Genomic DNA, 21,503 nt, shown 5'->3' on the forward strand with positions numbered 1-21,503 from the left:
CGGCCGAGCCGGCCTTTCACGAAAACCGGAAGTCGTTGAATGTTTCACAACTGGGTGGTGGCGCATGGCGCTTGACCACGAGCCCGGGCGGGTCATGCCGGCCGGGGCGATCACGCTGGGGGTCGAGGAAGAGCTGCAGGTGGTCGGGCCCGACGGCGGGCTGGCGGCGCACGACGTGGCGAGCGGCCAGCGCGATTTCCCGGAGCCGCTGGGCAGCTCCTGCGGCGAGATCCACCGCTGCGTGCTGGAAATGCAGACCCCCGTCTGCGGCTCGCCGGACGAGATCGTGGCCGCGCTGGCGGTGCTGCGGCAGACGGCGGCGGCACGTGCCCGGGCCCAGGGCCAGCGCGTGCTGGCCGCGGCCCTGCACCCGTTTTCGCGCTGGCAGGCCCAGGCGCTGCACGAGGACCCGCTGCACCATCCGCACTACGTGCACCTGCTGCAGGAATACGGCGACATTGCCCGCAGCGCGATGTCGTTTGCGCTGCATGTGCACCTGGGCGTCGGCCAACCCGAGTGGCGCATGCCGGTGATGAACCGATTGCGCCACGTGCTGCCCGAGCTGCTGGCGCTGTCGGCCAGCGCGCCGCTGTTCGAGGGGCGGGACACAGGGCTGCAGACCTGGCGCCACAGCCTGCTGGGCCGCTACCCGCGCATGGGCGTGCCCGAGGTCTGGGCCAGCGAGGCTGACTACTGGGCCCATGTGCGGCGGCTGCAGGCGGTGGGCAGCGTGGAGCAGGGCCACGGCCTGTGGGAAGACCTGCGCATTCATCACCGCTACGCCACGCTGGAAGTGCGCGTGTGCGACGCGGTGCACGGGCTGGACCGGGTCTGGCTGATCGTGGCGCTGCTGCAGGCCGAGGTGGCCACGCTGCAGGCCGAGCTGGCGGCGGGGCAATGCGTGCCGCCGCTGCCGCGCGCGCTGATCGAGGACAACAAATGGCGCGCCCGCCGCCACGGCCAGCAGGCCCGGTTGGTGGACTGGCACAGCGAGGAGCCGCTGCCCTTTGCGCAGGGCATGGCGCGCTGGCTGGCCCGGCTGGCGCCCGCAGCCGCAGCGCTGGGCTTCGGCCGGCGCCTGCCGCTGGCCATGGCTGATGCGCTGCGCCAGGGCACGCCGGCCGACCAGCAGCGCCGCTGGCTGGCCGAAACTGGCGGCGAACTGCCGGCCTTGGTGGACAGGCTGGTGCACGAGACTGCGCAGCCGCTGTCGCGCTGGCTGCTGGCCGAGCCCGGAGGTGCCGCATGACGCCCATGCAGCGCCTGGACGGGATCTTCGATTCGCCGCCAGCCGGCCAGCGCGAGCGCCTGCAGGCCGCCTGGCTGGCCAGCGGCCTGGCCGATGCGCGCGCGCCGCTGCCCTTGCACAGCATGGGCGAAGCGCCGCTGGTGATGTCCGAGCGCCTGAACGCCGAGCTCGGCCAGCGGCTGCGCGGGCTGTGCAGCTGGCTGCAAGCGCGGGTGGAGGCCGGCGCCTGGGCCGATGACGCGCGGTGGCCAGGCATCACCCAGCCCGACGTGCTGGCGGCCGACCTGGCCGTGGTGCAGGCGCCCGGCGCGCCCGGTGGCTGGGCATTGCGCTGGGTCGAGTTCCAGGCCTTCCATTCGGTGACGGTGACGGCCCAGGCGCTGCACCTGGCCTGGCAGGCGCTGCATCCTGGGCTGTTGCAAGGCCTGCAGCCGCACGAGCTGCCGGCCGGGCAGGCGAGCTGGCACCAGGCCATGCACGACTGGCTGGCGCCGCTGCCCGGCGGCGTGCTGCTGGAGCATGCGCCGCTGGCCCAGACCACGGCGTTTGACCTGCTGCCGACTGCGGCGCTGCTGGGCCTGACGCTGGCCGAGCCGCATCAGCTGCGCAGCGAACAAGGTGTGCTGCAGCGCCAGGTGGGCGATGAATGGGTGGACGTGCCGCAGGTGCTGAACCGGTTGATCCTGCACGAGGACCCGCAGGGCGAGGCCACGGCGCGGCTGCTGGCCCAGGCCCGCGCGGTGCGCTGGCGGGGCCATCCGGCCTGGTTTGACCGCATCCACAAAGGTTTGTTGCCCCAGCTGCCGCTGCCGGCCGAGGAGCGCTGCGCGCCGCTGGCGCAGTGGCGAGCCTTGGGCCGGCCGGCGCAGGCGCTGGTGCTGAAGTCGGCGCGCTCCTGGGGTGGCACCGGCGTGCGGCTGCAGGTGGATGCGGCCGAGCTGGATGCGCTGGCTGCCACGGCGGACGCACCGCACTGGATCGTGCAGCCGCGCTACCAGGCTTTCCCGTTGGCCACCGCTCGTGATGGCGCGCCGCTGTACGGCGAGCTGCGCTGCATGCTGGCGCTGCCGCCCGACGGGCCGCCGTGGATTGCGGCGCGGCTGGCGCGCCTGAGCCGGGGCGGCATGGCCTCGGCGCGCAGCTGGTCCGGTCTGCCTGGCGAGGGGCTGGCGCCGGTGTACGCGCCGCCCGGCTCGCCAAGGACTTTCCAGGCGGACAACCGTCCGCCTCACGCCTTCAAGGCTTCTTGCGTTCCTTCGGAATGATGGGCACGGCCGGTGGCGGTGCCACGGTGCCGGAAGGCTTTGGCGCCGGCGCGTCTTTCTTCGGCTTCTTGGTTTCCTTGTTGCTGCGCTGGGATTTCATGGGCTTTCCTCAAAGGTCTAAGTTCGCTCATCATGCCCTGGGTCTGGCCGGTTTCTGGCGCGGGCGCTGATTTCAGCGCCCGTGACGACGCCGCAGCCGGCCGTGCCAGAAGGGCCTGGCCTTGCCGGCCTGGGTCAAGGCCTCTTGCGCCGCCCGCACAGCCTCGGCATGGCCGGCGCTGAGCCAGCCGACGGCGAACCAGGCCTCCGGTTGCGCCGCCGCCGCTTCGCGGTAGGCGGCTTGCGCTGCCATCTGGTCGGTCAGCCTGCCCAGGCAGTCCTGGGCGGGTGCCAGCACTTCGAAGTAACGGCTGACCTCTGAGCGGCGGAACAGCGGCGCGGTGAATTCGGCCAGGTAGCGCAGGCGCTTGAGCCGCTTGCGGGCGCGGTGCTGGTGTTCGGGCGGCAGTGTCCCGAAATGCCTGGCGTCGCGGCGCAGCTGGCGTTGCAGCTGGTCCAGCCGCTCGGCCAGCACGGGCAGCGGCGGGCCGTCGCAGGCCTCGGGGGTGACCGGTGGCGCCTGCATCGCCAGTGCCTGCGCGGCCAGCAGCACCTGCTGGAAATCGCTGGCCTGCAGCAGCGAAGGCAGCGGCGGGTCCTCGCTTGGCGGCTGCAGGCGACTCAGCGGCGGCGCACCCGCAGCGATCAAGGCCTTGCGGGTCTGCGTCTCCAGCACTTGCTGGTCGCGCAGCCGGCCCAGCGCGCCGAAGACGCCGGCCAGCGGCGCTTCCCAGCCGGGGTCCAGCCCGGCGTCCAGCGGCGCCATTTCGCGCAGCACGGTGCGCAGCCGGCGCAGCCCCACGCGCAGCTGATGCACATGGTCCGGGTCGCCTGCGCCGTTTCCATCGCGGCCCGCCAATGCGCTGAGGTTGGGCAGCACTTGTGCCAGGCAGGCCGCGACGGCGGCGCGCGCGAAGGCCGCGGCGCCGAGTTTTTCGTCAAGCTCAGGCGGCTGCGCCTTGACCGGCGGCGCGCTGGTTTTGCCCAGCGACAGCCAGTGCCCGCGCTCGGCCTTGGAGACGCTGTCCAGCCACAGGCCGTGCTGGGCGACCCAGTCGGCCGCCAGCGCGAACAGCCCGGCCAGCGGCCCGGCCTTCCACTCGAATTCGATCTCCCACAGGGCATGGCGGGCCGGGCCTGCCTGCAGCTCGCCCCGGTCCAGCGCCGCTTCGACGACCAGGCCGCCAGGCCCTTTCATCAAGCGCACTTCGCGGGTCACGTCGGTGCGGAAGACTTCGACCAATGTGGCGTGCTTTGCCGGCGCCAAGGCCTTCAGCAAGCGCTGGTGCGCAGGCGTTCCGCCGTGGCGCGCGGGGTCTGGCGCTGGCATGGCCTCGGCGGCGCCAAGCGCCACGTTGTCTTCCAGTCGCAGCGGGCGGTGGCCGCTGCCGGCTTTCAGCGTCTGCACCCAGCCGCCGGGCTCGTGGCGCAGCCGCAGGGCCATGCCGTGGCGGGCCAGCAGCCGGTCTTCGGTGTCGAAGTAGACGGCGAGCAGCCGCTGCTCGGCGACGTGGCCGCGCCGGAAGGCCTGTTGCAGCCCGCGCCGCCGCGCTTCGGGCACCTGGAACTTCAGTTCGATCTCATGCATGCGGGCTGGCCGGCAAGTGGGGTGCCGGCCAGCGGCCAAGTATGGCCGCGTTTGCCAGGCGTCGTTTGCGCCATCGCATGCAGGCGCCGCGCGGGCAGCTCAATGGACCTGCGTTCTGAAAGCACTCGGCGACACGCCCTTCCAGCCCTGGTACGCCCGGATGAAGGAGTTGGGTTCCTGGAAACCCAGCAGGAAGGAGATCTCCCCCAGCGAGAGTTTCGATTGCTTCAGGTAGTGGTCGGCCAGTTCGGTGCGGGTGGCCGCCAGGATGTCCTGGAAGCCCTCGGCTTCGGCGGTCAACTTGCGCTGCAAGGTCCGCTTGCTCACCGCCAGCCGGTCGGCCACCGCCTCGATGCTGGCCTCGCCACTGGGCAGCGCCTCCAGCAGCACGGCGCGAACCCGCTGCGCGGTGCTGGCGCTGGCGTCCAGGTCGGCGAGCTTCTGGTTCAGCCTGCCTTCGAAGAAGTCCCACATCGCGGCGTTGAAGGTCAGGAAGGGCTTGGCCGCGTCGGTCGCCGAGAAGTGGATTTCGGTTTGATCGGCCCGGCGCAAGGCGCAACCAAAGTAGGCGGCATAAGGCGCGACATCCCGGGGCAGTTCGGCCAGCTGGACGACCCGCGGCACGATGCGCTCGCGCGTGCCGAAGCGGATCAGCTGGCAGAAGAACACCAGCTCGGTCAGGCTGAGCGAGCGCGGCATTTGGCCTTCGGCGCCATAGCAGGCCAGGCTCAGGCGCGTGAGGTCCCTGCCCTGGTCCACGTCCAGCAGCAGCGGGCCGATCAAGGGCTTGTAGCTGCTCAGGCGCCTGGCGGCCACGTTGAAGTTCGGGCTGCAGAGGCTGGCAAAGATCGGCGCGTCAAAGGCTTCGGCCTTGAAATGCTCGGCCAGCAGCAAGCCCACCTCGCGGTTGCCCGCAGCCCGCTCGATGCCGTGCCAGAAGCGAAAGTACTCGGCCGGAGACAAGGCAGCGTCGCCGCGATGGAGCAGGTCGGCCGGCAGCCCCGCGTGGGCCAGCACGGCGGCAGGATCGATCCGCATGTCGCTCAGCATCAGCTTCCAGCTGCTGGCGACGACGAACCGGCTGGCGCGTTTCATCGCGTGCCGCCTGAGTGCAACCCGGCGGGCATGTCATTTCCCTTCTCCATTGCCTGGCGGGACATCTTGAGCACCACCTTGCGCGGCAGCAGCGGCACGATCCAGTTCAGCATGAACCGCAGCCGGCCCTCGTTGAACGCGACCAGCTCGCCGCGTTGCATCGCGTCGTAGCCGCATTGCGCCACCGATTGCGCCGACTTCGCCTGCTTCCACAGGTCAACGCCCTGCAGGTTGCCGGCTGCCACGAACCCGGTGGCCACGGCGCCGGGGCACAGCGCGGTGGCCGTCACGCCATGGGCGGCCACCTCTTCGGCGATCGCCTGCGTGAACGAGGTCACGTAGGCCTTGGTAGCGTAGTACACCGCCTGCAGCGGGCCGGGCATGAATGAGGCGGTGGACGACACGTTGAGGATGCGGCCGCGCTGGCGCTGGACCATGCCCTTGAGGAATGCGTGTGTCAGCTCGGTCAGCGCGGCCATGTTGACCTGCATCATCGCTTGCGCGTCGGCCAGGCGCTGTTCGTGGAACAGGCCGTGGCCGCCAAAGCCGGCGTTGTTGACCAGCACATCGATCACCAGGCCCTGGGCCTGCGTCTGCTCGAAGATGCGTTGCGCCGCACCTGGCTTGGCGAGGTCTTCGGCGATCACGGTCGCCGAGATGCCGTGCGCGGCCTCCAACGCCAGTTTCAGCGCGTCGAGCTTGTCGCGGGACCTTGCGACCAGCACCAGGTCGCCGCCTTGCCGTGCATGGATCTTCGCGAGTTCCAGCCCGATGCCGCTGGATGCGCCGGTGATCAGCGCGGTGTTGGATGGCTTGTTCATGATGTCCTCAAGGAGTGGGTTTCGATGAGGTGATCGTAGGAATTCGGATCGCGCCACGCACTGGCAAACGACGACAGCCTGCCATCCGATCGTGCCATCACGCATCGCGTCCACGCTTGGCATTCAGGCGTCCGGCAGCGGGCAGCCTTCTGGCCAACGATAGGCCAGCACCGTGTCGACGGGGTAGCTGTGCGCTCGTACGGCGCCGAGCTGGTTGCCACCCAGCAGCCACACCTCGCGGTCGTCGTGCGCCAGGTAGAAGCCCACGTGGCCCTTCCAGCTGGCCGGGTCTTCGCGCCACAGCACCGCGATGCAGCCAGGCACCGGCTGCGCGAGCGCCACGCCCCAGTCCAGCCACGAGCGCGCCAGCGCCGAGCCGGTGCCGCGCAAGCCGGCTTGCGCCAGTGTCCAGTGCAGGAAGGAGCTGCACCACGAGACCTTGTCGTCGTAGCCTTCGATGTTGGTGCCGGCGTGGTACGCGGTGATGCGCGGGTTGGACTGGCCCGCTGGCGCGGCGCACACGCCCAGTTCGGCGCGGGCGGCCGTCAGCCAGGCGGGTTCTGGCGAGGAGGGAGCAATGAGCGGCATCGGTTCGGGCTTGCCCAACGCCAGTCGATCACTGGCGCCGCAGCGGGACCTGCAGGTGGATGGGCCGATTCTCTTCCTTGGCGAAGCCGCGGCCGTCGGTGTGGCGTGCGCCCCCGAACAGCAGGTCGCCGTCGCTTGTGGAGAATGCAGAAGCGGGCGAAGCCGCCGCTTCGCCGTTTCTTGCACCCAGGTCGCACCGTGAACCTTCCGAACTCGCCATTCCTTCTCCGGCCATTTGTGGCCGCCGACGCGCCCACGTTCACCGCTGCCGTCCGCGAATCCACCGCCACCGTTGGCCGGTGGATGCCTTGGGCGCATGCGGGCTATGCGGACGCCGACGCGCTGGCCTGGTTTGCGCACTGCGAGCAGGTGCGGGCAGACGGCTCGGGCCACGAGTTCGGCATCTTCGACGCTGCATCCGGCACGTTGGTCGGCGGCTGCGGGTTGAACCAGTTCAACACCGTCAACGGCTTCTACAACCTGGGCTACTGGGTGCGCGAGTCGTGGCAGCGTCGCGGCGCCGCTTCCGCCGCCGTCCAGGCCCTGTCGCGCTTCGCATTTGACGAGCTGCGCCTGGGCCGCGTGGAGATCGTTGTTGCCGAGGACAACGCGCCCAGCCTGGCGGTGGCGGAACGCGCCGGCGCGCTGCGGGAATGCCTGGCGCGCAACCGGCTCAAGCTGAACGGGCGGTTTGCGAACGCGTTTGTGTTGTCGCTGGTGCCGGGCGCTCCCAACACAATCGGCGGCCCCTTGTCGCCGAACACAGCATTGACATGAACCCAGTCCTGCTCCAGGCCGAACAGCTCGGTTTTTCCATTGCCGGCCAGCCGCTGTTGAAGTCGCTGGACTTCGCCATGCGACCCGGCCTGAGCCTGGTGCGCGGCGGCGATGGGCGTGGCAAGACGACGCTGCTGCGCCTGCTGGCCGGTGAGCTTCAGCCTGGCAGCGGCCGCCTGCACCGCCAGGCCCAGGGCCTGAGCTTCGAGCGCCCGGCAGACGAGGCGCACGACCCGGTGCCGGCCCGCGCCTGGCTGGCCGCGCGGCACGAAGTGTTCGCTGCAAGCTGGCAAGCCGCGCTGGCCGACGCCCTGGTCGCCGACTTCGGCCTGGCCGAGCACCTGGACAAGCCGATGCACATGCTGTCCACCGGCAGCCGCCGCAAGGTCGGCCTGGTGGCCGCCGCAGCCAGTGGCGCGCAGCTGACCTTGCTGCACACGCCGTTTGCCGCGCTGGACGCCCGCTCCAGCCGCCGCCTGGTGGCACTGCTGGCCGAAGCGGCCACCGACACCCGGCGCGCCTGGGTGCTGGCCGACTACGCGCTCCCTGCGGCACTGGCCGACCTGCCGCTGGCGGCGCTGGTCGACCTGGGCGATTGAGCTTCAGCCTGCCGCTGGCCGGGACAGCCAGTTCAGCAGGTTCGCATACAGCTCCTCGGGCTTGACCGGTTTGCTCAGGTGGTCGTCCATGCCGGCGGCCAGGCAGGCGTCGCGGTCTTCGGTGAAGGCGTTGGCCGTCATCGCGATGATGGGGGCCTGGTAGCCGCGGCTGCGCAGTTCCCGGGTGGCGTCCAGGCCGTCCATCCGCGGCATCTGCACGTCCATCAGGATCAGCGCGTAGGGCTGGTCGACCGCCCGGTCCAGCGCCATCTGCACGGTGCGCACGCCGTCTGCGGCCACGTCGACGGCCAGGCCGACCGATTCCAGCAGCGCCTTGGCAACCTCCTGGTTGACCAGGCCGTCTTCGGCCAGCAGCACTCGCCTGCCGGCATGCAGTTGGCGCAGGCTGGCCTCGGGCCCGCCAGGGGCTGCGGGCTGTCGAGGGGGCGTGGGGTGGGCCCGGCCCAGCACCCGCAGCAAGCTGTCGTGCAGCGCAGAGGCGGTGACGGGTTTGACCAGCACGCTGCTGAACCTGGCTTCGCGCACCTCGCGCTGCAGGGCGGCATCGGCGTCGGCCGTGACCAGCACCGCCGGGGGCAGGCCGGCCCCGAGCCGCTGGCGCAACAGCGCCAGGGTCTGCACGCCGTCCAGCGGGGCCATGCGCCAGTCGATCAGCAGCAGCTCGAAAGGCTCGCCGCGGCGCGCGGCTTCGTCGACGCAGGCCAGCGCTTCTTCGCCTGAAGCCGCCGTGGTGACCAGCAAGCCGAGCCGGCGCAGCTGTCCGGAGAGTGCTGCCAGGGCCTCGGGCAGGTCATCGACCAGCAGGGCGCGGCGCCCGGCCAGCTGTGGCGCGTGACGGGTCGACGGCGCTGCCACGCGCAGCCAGGCGCTGAACCAGAACTCGCTGCCCTGGCCGGGCGTGCTGCGCACGCCGGCGTCGCCACCCATCAGCCTGGCCAGCCGCTGCGTCAGCGCCAGGCCCAGGCCGGTGCCGCCGTGCCGGCGGGTGGTCGAACTGTCGGCCTGCTCGAAGGCGAGGAACAGCGCGCCGATGCGCTCCGGCGCAATGCCGATGCCGGTGTCCCGCACGCTGAACTTCATCAACGCGTGGTCGCCTTTGCGGGCCAGTACTTCGCCGCCCAGGCGAACAAAGCCCTGCGCGGTGAACTTCACTGCGTTGCCGACCAGGTTCAGCAGCGCCTGCGAAAAGCGCGTCGGGTCGCCGACCAGCCGGTCGGGCAGGTGATCGGTGTCGACGATCAGCTCCAGGCCCTTGGCCTGCGCATGGTCGGCCACCATCTCGAAGCTGCGGCTCAGCACCGCGTCCAGCGAGAACTCGATGTCTTCGAGCTGCAGGCGGTTGGCCTCGATCTTGGAGAGGTCGAGGATGTCGTTGATGACCTGCAGCAGGTGCTGCGCCGAGTGCGCGATCTTGCCCAGCCGGTCGCGCTGGGCGGGTTCCTGGGCCTCGCGCTGCACCAGGTGGGTCAGCCCGACGATGGCGTTCAGCGGCGTGCGGATCTCGTGGCTCATGTTCGCCAGGAACTCGCTCTTCGAGCGGTTTGCGGCCTCGGCGCGGTCGCGCGCGGTGGCCAGCTCGCCAACGGCCTGCGCCAGCGCCTGGGTGCGCGTGTCGACCATCTGCTGCAGCCGGTGCCGGTGGTCCTGCAGCTCGGCGACCAGCGCCCGGTGCTCGGTGATGTCGTGATTGATGCCGATCATGCGGGCCGGGCGGCCGTCCGCATGCCGGTAGAGCTGCCCCTGGCCGGCCAGCCAGCGCGTCTGGCCGTCATGGCGGACGATGCGGAATTCGTCTTGCCAGGGGCTGGTGGGTACCTCGGGCTGAGGCTCGAACAAGGGCTTCAGCCGCAGTTGCAGCCGGCCCCGGTCATCCGGGTGGACGAGGCGGAAGAAACAGTCGGTGGGAACAGGTCCTTCGCCCGGTGGCAGGCCCAGCAGCTGGTACATCTGCGGGTTCCAGATCGACAGTTGGGTGTCGATGTTCCATTCCCACAGCCCCATCTGGCCGGCTTCCAGCGCCAGGTGCAGGCGTTGTTCGCTGGCTTGCAGCACGCGGGCCTGGGCCAGTGCCGCTTCGCGCTCCAGCGCGGCCTGGTGCATCTGGTCGGCCTCGCGCCGCATGCGGGCCAGCGCCAGGTGGGCCTTGACGCGGGCCAGCAGCTCGCGGGCCGAGAAGGGCTTGGTCAGGTAATCGTCGGCCCCGGCCTGCATGCCTTCGACCCGCGCTTCCTCGCCGGCCCGGGCCGACAGCAGGATCAGCGGGATCGCCGCGGTGCGCGGTTCGGCGCGCAGCGCGGCCAGCAGCTCGAAGCCGTCCAGCCCGGGCATCATCACGTCGGACAGGATCAGATCTGGCGGCAGGGCCAGCGCGGCGGCCAGCGCGGCGCTGCCGTCACCCACGGCTTGCACCGTGTAGTGCTCGGCCAGCAGGCGGCGAAGGTAGTCGCGCATGTCGGCGTTGTCGTCGGCCAGCAGCACGCGGGCTTGCAGTTCCAGCGAAGCCGGCAACGGTTGCGAGCGGTCAATGACCGGGGCGTCCGGGGCGACCGGGGCGACTGATGCGTCCGGGGCCGCAGGCGCGTCCGGCAGCCAGCGCATGGCCTCTTCGACAAACGGCGCAGCGTCCAGCGCGGTCGAGGCCAGGGGCTGTGCGGCGCCAGTGCGCTCGGCGGACGGGTGGGTGTTGCCCAGCGGCACGCGCACGGTGAAGGTCGAGCCGCGGCCAGGCTGGCTTTGCACCGCGACCTCGCCGCCATGCTGGCGCGCCAGCTCACGCACCAGCGCCAGGCCGATGCCGGTGCCCTCGAAGCTGCGGCCGTGGGCGCCACGCACCCGGTGAAAGCGCTCGAAGACCCGCGGCAGCTCGTCTGGCGCAATGCCGATGCCGCTGTCCGCCACTGTCAGCACCGCCATGCCGTCCTGCGCCACGAGGCCGACGCGGATCTGCCCGGCGTGTGTGAACTTGAAGGCGTTGGACAGCAGGTTCAGGACGATTTTTTCCCACATCTCGCGGTCCACCTGCACGGCGGCCGGCAGTGGCGCGCAGTCGACCTGCAGCGCCAGGCCGGCGCGCTCGACGGTGGCGCGGAACACGCTGGCCAGGTCAGTGGTCAGCGCGGCCAGGTCGGTGGGCTCGAAGCTGGCCTGCAGCCGGCCGGCTTCGATGCGCGAGAAGTCCAGCAGGCTGTTGACCAGGCGCAGCAGCCGCAAGGCATTGCGGTGCACCAGGGCCAGCGTGGCCTGGTCCGCAAGCTTGCGCCCGCCGGGCTGGGCCAGCAGGTCTTCCAGCGGGCCCAGCATCAGCGTCAGCGGGGTGCGGAACTCGTGGCTGACGTTGCTGAAAAACGCAGTCTTGGCGCGGTCGATCTCTGCCAGCGCCTCGGCGCGCCGCCGCGCCTCTTCGTAGGCCAGCGCATTCGCCAGCGCGGCGGTGATGGTGGCGGCGAACTGCTCGCACAGCCCGCGGTAGACCTCGTTGTGCGGCAGCCGGGGGCTCAGTGCCGCCACCAGCACCGCCATCGGCCGGCCCGCGCCGGGCGGCGAGATGGGCAGCAGCAGCGCGCTCTGCGGCGGCTCGTCATAGGGCCCGGCGGGCACACCGCGCAGCCGGGCCGGCACGTCGTCGACCTGCAGTGGCTGGCCTTCGGGCAGCAGCCGGGCCAGCGGCCAGGGCGCGTCCGGGTCGTCCAGCAGCAGCACCGTGGGCGTGGCCGGGGTGCCGGCGACCACACCGGTCGTGCCATGCAGGCGTGCACTGTCACCGGCCTCGTCCAGCTCGTACAGCAGCGCAAACGGCAGGTCGAAGCTGTGCTCGGCCAGGACCTCGATGGCGCAGGCGAAGACTTCGGCCATGCTGTGGCCGTCGCCGGTGCGGGCGGTCAGGTCGCGCAGTGCGCGGGCGCGGCGCTCCCCCAGCATGCGGGCGGTGGTTTCGGTGACCGGGTGGAACAGCCCGCCAATCTGGCCGGATTCGTCGCGGATCGGGCTGAACGAGAAGGTGAAGAAGGTCTCCTCCAGGTAGCCGTTGCGGTCCAGGAACATGCGCTGGTTTTCGAGGAACGAGGTCTCGCCCTGCAGCGCGCGATCAAAGGCCTCGCCGACGACCGGCCAGGCCGAGGCCCAGCAGGCGCGGAAGTCCTGGCCCATCGAGTGCGGATGCTTGCCGCCGCAGATCGGCCAGTAGCCATCGTTGTAGATCTGGACGTGCTGCGGGCCCCAGGCCAGCGAGATCGGGAAGTTCGATGCCAGGCACAGGCCGACGGTCGTGCGCAGGCTTTGCGGCCAGGTCTCGGGCGGGCCCAGCGGCGTGGCCGACCAGTCCATGCTGCGGACCAACTTGCCCATTTCGCCGCCATCGCCGAGAAAGGCCAGCGGGTCCTGTTGTTGTGCTGTCCGCATGTGCGTCCGGTCGATTCGAGGTTGGCCGAACGACCGCGGTTGGCACGGGCCGCGGTTCGACAGCCGCTTTCAGGTTGCGTGATCCCTACTGCCGAAGTCACTGCGTCAGGCCACACAGCACCGAAGTGGTGTCGATGGACACCGCCTGTATGTACCCGAATTCGACGGCCCTGCCAACTCCTTAAAATGCCCCATGAGCTTGCAAGACGCCGACGAGGCCGCCGAGGGCACCACGCCCGACACCATCCACCAACCTGGCCTGTGGCGCGACAACGGCTGGACGGCCAAGGTCCTCAAAAGTGAGGAGGGCGACGGCTGGGCCGTGGCCATGATCAAGGACGGCGAGCCCGAGCCGGCGCTGATCGGCCCGTGGACCATGGGCCGCGACAAGCGCAACCCCAAGCCGCTGGACACCGCTGCCTTCAACGTGCTGGTGAAGACCGCCTCCGAGGTGATCCGCCGCCACGAGCAGCACCTGCACGCGATCAACCACCAGAACGTGGTGGTGGAGGTCAACGGCGAGCGCATCACCGTGACGCTGGACTTGGTGGCCGACGAATACGAACCGCACGCCATCCTGGCCGCGCAGGACGCCTACGGCGAGCCTCTGGCCAGCGTCAAGGTGGCGGCGAACTTCAAGCTCAAGGCCGCCAGCGCGGTCGCCTGGATCGAGAGCGACTACGCCAAGCCGGGCAGCTCGCGCAGCAGGTAAGGCGCCGTCGCCGAACCTTCGGCCCGCGCGACTTCGGCTGGCGGGCCGGCCACGACAATGCGGCCGCCCGCGCTGCCCGCGCCCGGGCCTACGTCGATCACCCAGTCACTGGCCGCCACCACGCGCATCTCGTGCTCGACCAGCACGACGGTGTTGCCCGCGTCCACCAGTCCCTGCAGCTGCGCCATCAGCTTGTCCACGTCCGACGGGTGCAGCCCGGTGGTCGGCTCGTCCAGCACATACAGCGTGTCGCCGCGCTGGCTGCGCTGCAGCTCGGTGGCCAGCTTGATGCGCTGCGCCTCGCCGCCGGACAGCTCGGTGGCCGGCTGGCCCAGGCGCAGGTAGCCCAGGCCGATGTCGCGCAGCAGCGTGAGCGGGCGCGCGAGCGCTGGCTGGTCCGCGAAGAAGGCCAGCGCCTGGTCCACCGTCATGCCCAGCACCTCGGCAATGTGGCGCTCGCGGTAGCGCACCTGCAGCGTGGCCTCGTTGTAGCGTGCGCCGTGGCAGGTCGGGCAGGGCGCGTAGACGCTGGGCAGGAACAGCAGCTCCACGCTGACGAAGCCTTCGCCCTCGCAGGTCTCGCAGCGGCCCTTGGCGACATTGAACGAGAAGCGGCCGGCATCGAACTGGCGCTTCTTCGCTGCAGGTGTCGCCGCGAACAGCTTGCGCACCTGGTCGAACAGGCCGGTGTAGGTGGCCAGGTTGGAGCGCGGCGTGCGGCCGATGGGCTTCTGGTCCACCTGCACCAGCCGGCGGATTTTCTCGGCACCTTCGGCGATGCAGCCAGTGGTGACGGCCAGCGGCGGTTCGTCCAGCAGCTCGGCCGAATCTTCGGATACAGGTGCCTCTTCCTGGCCCAGGTGGCGGCTCACCAGTTCCACCAGCGCCTGGCTGACCAGGCTGGACTTGCCTGAGCCCGAGATGCCGGTGACGGCGGTCATCGCGCCCAGCGGAAAGGCCACTTCCACCGCCTGAAGGTTGTTGCGGCCAACGCCGGCCAGCTTCAGCCAGCCGCTGGGCCTGCGCCCGGCCCGGGTGGGCGCCGCGCGGTGGCCGAAGAGGTAGGGCGCGGTTCGCGAAGACGTGACGGTTTCCAGCCCGGCCGGAGGTCCGCTGTACAGCACCTGGCCGCCCAGCTCTCCGGCATCCGGCCCCACGTCCACCAGCCAGTCCGCCTGCCGCATCAGCCCCACGTCATGCTCGACGACAAACAGCGAATTGCCGGCCGCCTTCAGCTGCCGCAGCGCGGTCAGCAGCGCTTCGCCGTCCGCAGGGTGCAGGCCGGCGGTCGGCTCGTCCAGCACATAGACCACGCCGAACAGGTTGGAGCGGATCTGCGTGGCCAGCCGCAAGCGCTGCAGCTCGCCGGAAGACAGCGTGGGCGTGCTGCGGTCCGGCGACAGGTAGCCCAGGCCCAGCTCGGTCAGCGTGTGCACGCGGCTCAGCACGTCCTGCGCGATGCGCTGCGCGGCCAGCCGCTTTTCCTCGGAGTCCCCCGCGGTGCGGCGCACGTCCGGCGTGGCGGTGTGTGCAGCACCGCCAGCGGCCACGCGGCGCGCGTTGTCGGCCTTGGCCGCACTGCGGCTCAGCACCTTGCCTTGCGCTGCGAGCGCGCCTTCGGCGTGCGCGGCTGCCGGTGCCAGCACCTCGGCCAGCTGCGCCAGCGGCAGCTGCATCAGCTCGCCAATGTCCCGCCCGGCAAATTTCACCGAAAGTGCCTCGGGCTTGAGCCGCTTGCCGGCGCATGCGGGGCACAGCCCGCCCACCAGGAAACGCGCCACGCGGCGCTTCATCAGCGCGCTCTGCGTGGTGGCAAAGGTGTGCAGCACGTATTTGCGCACGCCCATGAAGGTGCCCTGGTAGCTGGGCTCCAGCTTGCGCTTCAGCGCAGCCTTGGTTTCGGCGGGCGTGAAGCCGGCATAGACCGGCACCGTGGGCTGCTCCTCGGTGTAGAGGATCCAGTCCTTGAGCTTGCGCGGCAGATCGCGCCATGGCCTGTCCACGTCGTGGCCGAGGGTGACCAGGATGTCGCGCAGGTTCTGCCCGTGCCAGGCCGGTGGCCACGCGGCAATGGCACGCTCGCGGATCGTCAGCGTGTCGTCCGGCACCATGCTTTTTTCGGTCACGTCATAGACATGGCCCAGGCCGTGGCAGGTGGGGCAGGCGCCCTGCGGCGTGTTGGGCGAGAAGTCTTCCGCGTACAGCATGGGCTGCCCAGGCGGGTAGCTGCCGGCACGCGAATACAGCATGCGCAGCAGGCTGGCCAGCGTGGTCACGCTGCCGACGGACGAGCGCGTGCTCGGCGTGCCGCGCTGCTGCTGCAACGCCACGGCCGGCGGCAGCCCGTCGATCGAATCGACCGCCGGCACGCCGACCTGGTCGATCAAGCGCCGCGCATAGGGCGCCACCGACTCGAAATAGCGCCGCTGCGCCTCGGCATACAAGGTCCCGAAGGCCAGCGAAGACTTGCCCGAACCCGACACCCCGCTGAACACCACCAATGCGTCCCGTGGGATGTCCACGTCGACGTTCTTCAGGTTGTGTTCGCGGGCGCCGCGCACGCGGACGAAGGCAGAGGGGGCGCGTGGGGGCTGGTTCGCGGTCGAGGCTTTGGTCACGGGTTCAAGCGGTGGGCTGTCGCGGTCCGTCATGCTGGCGTTTCGGGGTGCTGGCGCCCGAGGGCACGGTGTTGCAGGTAGATTCTCGGCTTCGATTTCAACTGTGCGCGCCTCGCATCGTCATGCCTCTGCTCATTGTCTTGCTGGCCCTCGTGGGCCTGAACATCTGGATCACGCGCCGGATCATCGGCCTGGGCGATGCCATGGACCACAAGGGCATGCACATTGCGATGGTGTGGATGGTGCCATTCATGGGGGCCCTGATGGGCCATGCCCAGGCCCGGGCACACGAGCAGGCAGCTCGCGCCGAGCTTCCGGTGCGCACTGGCGTGCTGGACGCGCCGCCAGCGCTGCTCGAGGCGCCGGGCGCCGAGAACTGGGTGATGGCCCATGGCCTGCAGCTGGTGCATGGCCATCCGCTGATGGATTGGCGCGCGTTCGAGGCCTGGCTGGGGCCGCTGCCGCCTGCCCTGCAGCCAGGCCTGCGGCTGGCTGCGCACCGCGCCTGGCTGCTGCACATGCGGGATGCCCTGGGCGCGCATGTCTCGCTGCGAGAGAGCGTGGCCGCGTGGGTGCTGTCCTCGCTGGAGCCCGCCAGTGCTGACGCCGTGGCGGCCTACGTGGCCAGGACGCGAGGGCGCATCGAGCGCGTGCTGGGCCCGCTGGCGCGCTTTCCCGCCGGGATGAAAAGCATCGTGCTGGTGCTGGACCACGAAGACGATTACTACCACTACGTGGCCGCGCATGACCCAGGAGAAGGCGAAGCCGCTTTCAGTGGCGGCATGTTCATCGACGCTGGCTGCCCGCACTTCGTGCTGTGCCGTGCTGAGCTTCGCGACATCGAGCCGGTGATCGCGCATGAGCTGACCCACAGCGCGCTCGCTCATCTGCGCCTGCCGGTGTGGCTGGACGAAGGGCTTGCCGTCAACACCGAGCACCGGGTGGCCGGCGCCCGGCCAAGCCTGCACACGCCGCATGCCTTGCACGCCATGCATGTGCGCTTCTGGAACGAAGAGACCATCCAGCAGTTCTGGACCGGGGAGTCCTTCCGCAGGACCGATGACGGCAACCTGCTGTCCTACGACCTGGCGCGCCTGGTGGTCTCGCAGTTGTCCAGCCAGTGGAGCCTGTTCCAGGCTTTCGTGGCGGATGCCCGGCGAGCAGATGCGGGCGAGGCGGCCGCGGCCCGGCATTTCGAGCTGTCCCTGGGACGCTACGTTGGCGCACTTTTCGGTCACCAGGATGCAGATGCCTGGTCGCCATCGGCCTTGGCCGGCAGCTGAAACAAGGCGGGCTTGTGTCGCCAAGAACAATCGGGGGAGTGGATGATGGTGAATGAAGCATCGGCCGGGCAGGGCTCGGCAGTGCCTGAAGAGACAAACGCACCACCGCTCGTCGCCGTGGCGCCGAAGGAGCCCTTGCTGCCCCGTGGCGCACTCGGCGCCTGGTGGGCACAAGGCTTGCGCGCGGCCTTGCTGCTGCGGGCCAACGGCGAGGGCCTGCCGCTGTCAGCGGGCGTCCTGTTGCTGCTGTGGCTGGTCGGGCTGGGCGCGGAACTGGGGCTGGCGCGCCTGTTCATCGACGGCCCGGCGCGCTTCTACTGGCCGGCGCTGCTGATGAATCCGTGGATGGCCTTGGTGGTGTCTGCGCTGGTGGCCTGGCTGGCGGTGCGCGACCCTGCGGCCGAGCCGGGCCAGGTGCTGCGGCAGGCGGGCGCGCGCCTGGCCTTGCTCTGTGCCTTGATGTTGCCGCTGGTGCTGGGCAGCGCGCTGGTCTTGGTGCCGCTGATCCGTGGCATGGACAGCCAGGACGAGCAGGCCGTGGCGCTGGTGCAGTGGGTCAGCTGGATCTGGATGGGCTGGGTCTTCGCGGCGCAGGGCCGGCTGCTGTGGCGGGGTGGCACGGCCAATGGGCTTTCACGCTTTGCGGCGGTGCTGTTGCTGGTCGGCTCGCAACTGCTGCTGCAGTTCTACCAGCCGGTGCACTTCTGGTACCCGCAGCGCCCGCCCGCGGAGACCGAGGCTGACAAGGAGCCCCCGTTCAGCCTCACGCAGGAAGTCTTCGAGGCGCAGGACGATGTGCTGGCGAACGCGCTGGACGCGGTGCCGCCCCAGCACCCCGGCAAGGTCGAGGTCTACGCCATCACCTTCGCGCCGAATGCCGACGAGGAAGTGTTCCGCCGCGAGAGCCACATGGTGGCCGAGGTCATGCAGAAGCGTTATGGCGCGGCGCCGCTGGAACTGATCAACCAGCGCGAGGAAACACCTGACTGGCCCTGGGCCACGCCGATCAACCTGGAGCGCGCGATCCAGCGTGCGGGCGAGCAGATGGACGTGGACGAAGACGTGCTGTTCATCCACCTGACCTCGCACGGCGGCCGCGACGGCGAACTCGCGACCTCGTTCTGGCCGCTGGACGTGGACTCGGTGACGCCGCAGGACCTCAAGTCCTGGCTGAACGAAGCCGGCATCAAGCACGCGGTGATCTCGATCTCCGCCTGCTTCTCCGGCAGCTGGATCGCGCCGCTGGCGGACGACGACACGCTGGTGATGACGGCAGCCGACGCCGACCACACCTCCTACGGCTGCGGCCGCCGCTCGCCGCTGACCTTCTTCGGCCGCGCGATGTACGACGAAAACATCCGCGCCGGCATGCCGTTCGAAGCAGCGCATGCGAAGGCGCGCGAGGTCATTGCGCAGCGCGAGAAGGAAGCCGGCAAGGACGACGGCTATTCGAATCCGCAGATTGCGATGGGGGCGAGGATGCGGGAGAAGTTGGCGGAGCTGGAGAAGCAGCAGGCGGGTGGGCGCTGAGCGATGCGTATCTTTGCCAGCACGCTAGCGCAGTGGCCTACCGGCCTGCGCCCGTCACCTCCGGTTTTCCAGGTGCTGCTCGGCGCCGTCGATCGGCCTCAGCCACGGTTCGCGGCGCTTGATCCACAGCTCGTAGCTCGGCACCAGAGGGGTGGGGGCTTGCGACAGGATGCCGAGCTTGATCTCGGCCTCTTCGTCGTCCACTGAGAACAGCCGCGCGCCACAGCGGGGGCAGAAGTGGCGGCCTCGGAATTCGGACGTGTCACCCGCGTGTTCGAAGCGTTGGACGGGCCAGATGCCGTAGAAGGTGAAAGCCGAGCCGCTTTCCTTGCGGCAGTCCATGCAATGGCAGATGCCCACACGCAGCGGTTCACCGCGAACAGTGAGCTGTACCTGCCCGCAAAGGCATTGTCCTGACAGCAGGTTCATGGCGGCTTCCTTTCTTGTTGGTGGGCCACCGCAGATGAGACAGGGTGGCTGGCCGTTTGTTCCATGGCGCCGAGGAGGGCGGGTGCCCTCCGCCGTGATCGCTGCAGGGACTCACACCGCGCCGTGCGCCTCCACATACAGCGCATAGACCGAGTGGCTGCTGGTCATGTAGAGGCGGTTGCGCTTGGGGCCGCCGAAGACCAGGTTGGGGCAGCGTTCGGGCAGGCGGATGAAGCCGATGGCCTTGCCTTCGGGGTTGAAGACCATCACGCCGTCCAGGTCCTCCGAGCGGCCCTTCAGCGGGTAGACCTTGCGGCCCGGCAGCAGCGGGTTGTCGACCGGTTCGGCGGCCAGCGCGCCGTTGCTGCCCCAGCCGCACCAGAGGTTGCCGTCGCGGTCGACCTTGAAGCCGTCGAGCGCGCCCTGGTCGGCCGCGTCGATGAACTTCATCTTGCCGCTCAGGGAGCCATCGGGGTTCACGTCGTAGCGCCAGATGCTGCGGTTCGGCGTGCCCTTCCATTCGACGACGTAGAGCTTCTTCTCGTCTGGCGAGAAGGCCAGGCCGTTGGGGTTGACCAGGTCGGTCAGCACGGCGCTCAGCTTGCCGTCGGTGCCCAGGCGATAGACGTTGGTCGTCGCCTGCTCGGGCTTGGCCTTGCTGCCTTCCCATTCGCCGTTGATGCCGAACAGCGGGTCGGTGAACCAGATGCTGTCGTCGGACTTGACGACGATGTCGTTGGGCGCATTCAGGCGCTTGCCTTCGAAGCTGTCGGCCAGCACCGTGACCTTGCCGTCGCGCTCGGTGCGGGTGATGCGGCGGGTCACCGAATGCTCGCAGGTGACGAGCCGGCCCTGGCGGTCACACACATTGCCGTTGGCGAAGTTCGAAGGATTGCGGAAGACGCTGAAGCTGCCGTCCTTCTCGTCGTACTTCATGATCCGGTTGTTCGGAATGTCGCTGACCAGCAACCAGCCTTTCTCCGGGAAATACGCCGGCCCTTCGGCCCAGCGCAGGCCGGTGCCGATCTGCTCCAGCGTGCTGCTGTAGAGCCGGTACTTGGCAAAGCTCGGGTCCAGCACCATCACGGCAGGGTCCGGGTAGCGCTGGTTGGGCTTGAAGTCGAAGGACTGGGCCAGCGCGCTGCCGGTTGCGGCGGCGAATGCGGTTCCTGCCGCGGCTTGCAGCAGGCTGCGGCGGGGCAGGGTTGCACGGGTGTCGTCTTGCATGAGAGGTCTCCGATGTCATTAGTGTTATGACATCGTACAAGTCGAATGCGCGTTGGGCTACCCGGTAGATGACCGTGATTCCACGGATGCGGGACGGGCGGAATCGGTGGTCATCGTATGACTTGTTCAGCGTCCGTCCAGCTGCTCGGCCAAGGCCTTTGCCAGGCTGGGCGCGTGGCCGAGCACGCGCTTGAAGGCGCGGCTGAAGGAGGCTTCGGAGTCGTAGCCCAGCCGGTCGGCGGCCACGGTGATGCGCATGCCGTCCTGCGCGATCCAGCGGCGGGCCTGGAACATCTTGATCTTGGCGACGTAGCGGGCCGGGCTTTCGCCGACCGAGTCCTTGAAGGCCTGGGCAAAGCGCGAGCGCGAGGTGCCCATCACATGGGCCAGCGCGGGCACGCTCCAGTCGCGCTCGGGCGCGGTGTGGATGGCGGCCAGCACCTTGCCCACGCCGGGGCAGCGCAGCGCGGCGATCCAGCCTGTCGGGTTGCTGCAGGCGCATTCGACCCAGGCGCGGATGATGCTGGCGGCCAGCACGTCGGCCATGCGCGCCAGGATGCCACAGGCGCCGATGCGGTTCAGCGCCACTTCGCGCTCCATCGCCTCCAGCAACACTGGCACGGTCGGGTCGCGCTGGGCCAGGTCGCCGGCGCGGATCACGTCCGGCATCATGGCCAGCAGCGGGTGCAAGGGGTCCAGGTTGAACTGCATGCTGCCGCAGAACATCACATGGCTGGGCGGCCCGGCTTCGTCGGCGGCGTCGCGCACGAGGTAGAGCTGGTCGACCACCGTGTCGCGTCCCAGCGAATCGATGTCCAGGGCCTGCACTTCGGGCGCACTGGCCAGCACATGGGCGCTGCCGCGCGGCAGCAGCACCGCGTCGCCAGCGTTCAGCTGCACCCAGTCTTCGGCCCCCGCGCGCAGCCAGCAACTGTCGCTGGCGACGAAGTGGAAGCGCGCCGTGGGTTGCTTCGGGAATGAGATCGCCCAAGGGGCGTGCATCAGGCAGCGGCCGTACTCCACGCCTTCCAGCCTCAGGCCCAGCAGGATCTGCGTCAGCGGGTCCGGGCCGGACGTCGGGGCCGGGGCCGTGGCGGTGGGCGGGCTGGAGAAACGGTCAAGCATTTGGGCTGTTCCGGCATGGAAAGCACTGGATGCTAGGCCTAAGCTGATCAACCTCAGGACCCACAAGGCTTCGCATTCC

Annotated in this window: 17 protein-coding genes; 7 read left to right on the top strand and 10 right to left on the bottom strand. The window is 69.8% G+C overall.

Annotation, left to right across the window (positions count from 1 at the left end; translation table 11 throughout):
* The first annotated feature begins 64 nt into the window (after positions 1-64).
* Positions 65-1,249 carry a carboxylate-amine ligase gene (locus LRH25_RS09690; RefSeq protein ID WP_231011056.1) on the top strand — a complete coding sequence of 395 codons (1,185 nt, stop codon included), beginning with the start codon at positions 65-67 and terminating at the stop codon, positions 1,247-1,249.
* Entirely contained in the window at positions 1,246-2,514 is a 1,269-nt protein-coding gene (locus tag LRH25_RS09695) for a hypothetical protein (RefSeq protein ID WP_231011057.1), read from the top strand. The genes LRH25_RS09690 and LRH25_RS09695 overlap by 4 nt, the downstream gene beginning before the upstream one ends.
* Here the strand turns inward: LRH25_RS09695 and LRH25_RS32750 are convergent.
* The 5 genes from LRH25_RS32750 to LRH25_RS09715 all read right to left on the bottom strand — a co-directional run bounded on the left by LRH25_RS32750 (position 2,486) and on the right by LRH25_RS09715 (position 6,705).
* Positions 2,486-2,614 carry a hypothetical protein gene (locus LRH25_RS32750; RefSeq protein WP_259373956.1) on the bottom strand — a complete coding sequence of 43 codons (129 nt, stop codon included), beginning with the start codon at positions 2,612-2,614 and terminating at the stop codon, positions 2,486-2,488. The genes LRH25_RS09695 and LRH25_RS32750 overlap by 29 nt on opposite strands.
* A gap of 72 nt (positions 2,615-2,686) precedes the next feature.
* Positions 2,687-4,201, bottom strand: coding sequence for a CYTH and CHAD domain-containing protein (locus LRH25_RS09700; RefSeq protein WP_231011058.1), 1,515 nt, complete (start codon positions 4,199-4,201; stop codon positions 2,687-2,689).
* A gap of 99 nt (positions 4,202-4,300) precedes the next feature.
* Positions 4,301-5,296, bottom strand: a complete 996-nt coding sequence (locus LRH25_RS09705; protein WP_141290236.1) for an AraC family transcriptional regulator — start codon at positions 5,294-5,296, stop codon at positions 4,301-4,303.
* Complete coding sequence (locus tag LRH25_RS09710) at positions 5,293-6,117, bottom strand: SDR family NAD(P)-dependent oxidoreductase (RefSeq protein ID WP_141290235.1); 825 nt, start codon at positions 6,115-6,117, stop codon at positions 5,293-5,295. Before LRH25_RS09710 ends, LRH25_RS09705 begins: the two co-directional genes overlap by 4 nt.
* A gap of 123 nt (positions 6,118-6,240) precedes the next feature.
* Positions 6,241-6,705 carry a TIGR02594 family protein gene (locus tag LRH25_RS09715; protein WP_141290234.1) on the bottom strand — a complete coding sequence of 155 codons (465 nt, stop codon included), beginning with the start codon at positions 6,703-6,705 and terminating at the stop codon, positions 6,241-6,243.
* Between the two features lie 198 nt (positions 6,706-6,903).
* On the opposite strand from LRH25_RS09715, the gene LRH25_RS09720 reads away from it, so the two are divergent.
* Both LRH25_RS09720 and LRH25_RS09725 read left to right on the top strand, forming a co-directional pair.
* Positions 6,904-7,482 carry a GNAT family N-acetyltransferase gene (locus tag LRH25_RS09720; protein WP_231011059.1) on the top strand — a complete coding sequence of 193 codons (579 nt, stop codon included), beginning with the start codon at positions 6,904-6,906 and terminating at the stop codon, positions 7,480-7,482.
* Complete coding sequence (locus LRH25_RS09725) at positions 7,479-8,081, top strand: ABC transporter ATP-binding protein (RefSeq protein WP_231011060.1); 603 nt, start codon at positions 7,479-7,481, stop codon at positions 8,079-8,081. The genes LRH25_RS09720 and LRH25_RS09725 overlap by 4 nt, the downstream gene beginning before the upstream one ends.
* A 3-nt stretch (positions 8,082-8,084) precedes the next feature.
* Here LRH25_RS09725 and LRH25_RS33045 read toward each other — a convergent pair whose 3' ends face one another.
* A complete protein-coding gene (locus LRH25_RS33045; RefSeq protein WP_310742419.1) occupies positions 8,085-12,446 on the bottom strand; it encodes a response regulator in 4,362 nt (1,453 codons plus the stop codon).
* A 247-nt stretch (positions 12,447-12,693) separates the two neighbouring features.
* Here LRH25_RS33045 and LRH25_RS09740 point away from each other — a divergent pair, with 247 nt between their 5' ends.
* A complete protein-coding gene (locus LRH25_RS09740; protein ID WP_141291920.1) occupies positions 12,694-13,212 on the top strand; it encodes a hypothetical protein in 519 nt (172 codons plus the stop codon).
* Here the strand turns inward: LRH25_RS09740 and LRH25_RS09745 are convergent.
* Positions 13,179-15,863, bottom strand: a complete 2,685-nt coding sequence (locus LRH25_RS09745) for an excinuclease ABC subunit UvrA (RefSeq protein WP_259373957.1) — start codon at positions 15,861-15,863, stop codon at positions 13,179-13,181. The genes LRH25_RS09740 and LRH25_RS09745 overlap by 34 nt on opposite strands.
* A gap of 89 nt (positions 15,864-15,952) precedes the next feature.
* On the opposite strand from LRH25_RS09745, the gene LRH25_RS09750 reads away from it, so the two are divergent.
* Together LRH25_RS09750 and LRH25_RS33050 are read left to right on the top strand one after the other, a co-directional pair.
* Positions 15,953-17,113: a hypothetical protein gene (locus tag LRH25_RS09750; RefSeq protein ID WP_231011062.1), complete on the top strand. Its 1,161-nt coding sequence runs from the start codon at positions 15,953-15,955 to the stop codon at positions 17,111-17,113.
* Between the two features lie 117 nt (positions 17,114-17,230).
* Positions 17,231-18,643 (top strand): C13 family peptidase, encoded by a 1,413-nt coding sequence (locus tag LRH25_RS33050; RefSeq protein WP_170200983.1) that lies wholly within the window; start codon positions 17,231-17,233, stop codon positions 18,641-18,643.
* A gap of 54 nt (positions 18,644-18,697) precedes the next feature.
* Here the strand turns inward: LRH25_RS33050 and LRH25_RS09760 are convergent, their stop codons facing one another.
* The 3 genes from LRH25_RS09760 to LRH25_RS09770 all read right to left on the bottom strand — a co-directional run bounded on the left by LRH25_RS09760 (position 18,698) and on the right by LRH25_RS09770 (position 21,424).
* Positions 18,698-19,072 carry a GFA family protein gene (locus LRH25_RS09760; protein ID WP_141289528.1) on the bottom strand — a complete coding sequence of 125 codons (375 nt, stop codon included), beginning with the start codon at positions 19,070-19,072 and terminating at the stop codon, positions 18,698-18,700.
* A 111-nt stretch (positions 19,073-19,183) separates the two neighbouring features.
* The gene (locus LRH25_RS09765) at positions 19,184-20,299 is read right to left on the bottom strand and encodes an SMP-30/gluconolactonase/LRE family protein (protein WP_141289529.1); all 1,116 of its coding nucleotides are present in this window, start codon (positions 20,297-20,299) and stop codon (positions 19,184-19,186) included.
* Between the two features lie 126 nt (positions 20,300-20,425).
* On the bottom strand, positions 20,426-21,424 hold the full coding sequence (locus LRH25_RS09770; RefSeq protein ID WP_141289530.1) for an AraC family transcriptional regulator: 999 nt from the start codon (positions 21,422-21,424) through the stop codon (positions 20,426-20,428).
* Positions 21,425-21,503: the final 79 nt, after the last annotated feature.

Source organism: Ideonella azotifigens (assembly GCF_021043325.1).
GTDB lineage: Bacteria > Pseudomonadota > Gammaproteobacteria > Burkholderiales > Burkholderiaceae_C > Ideonella > Ideonella azotifigens.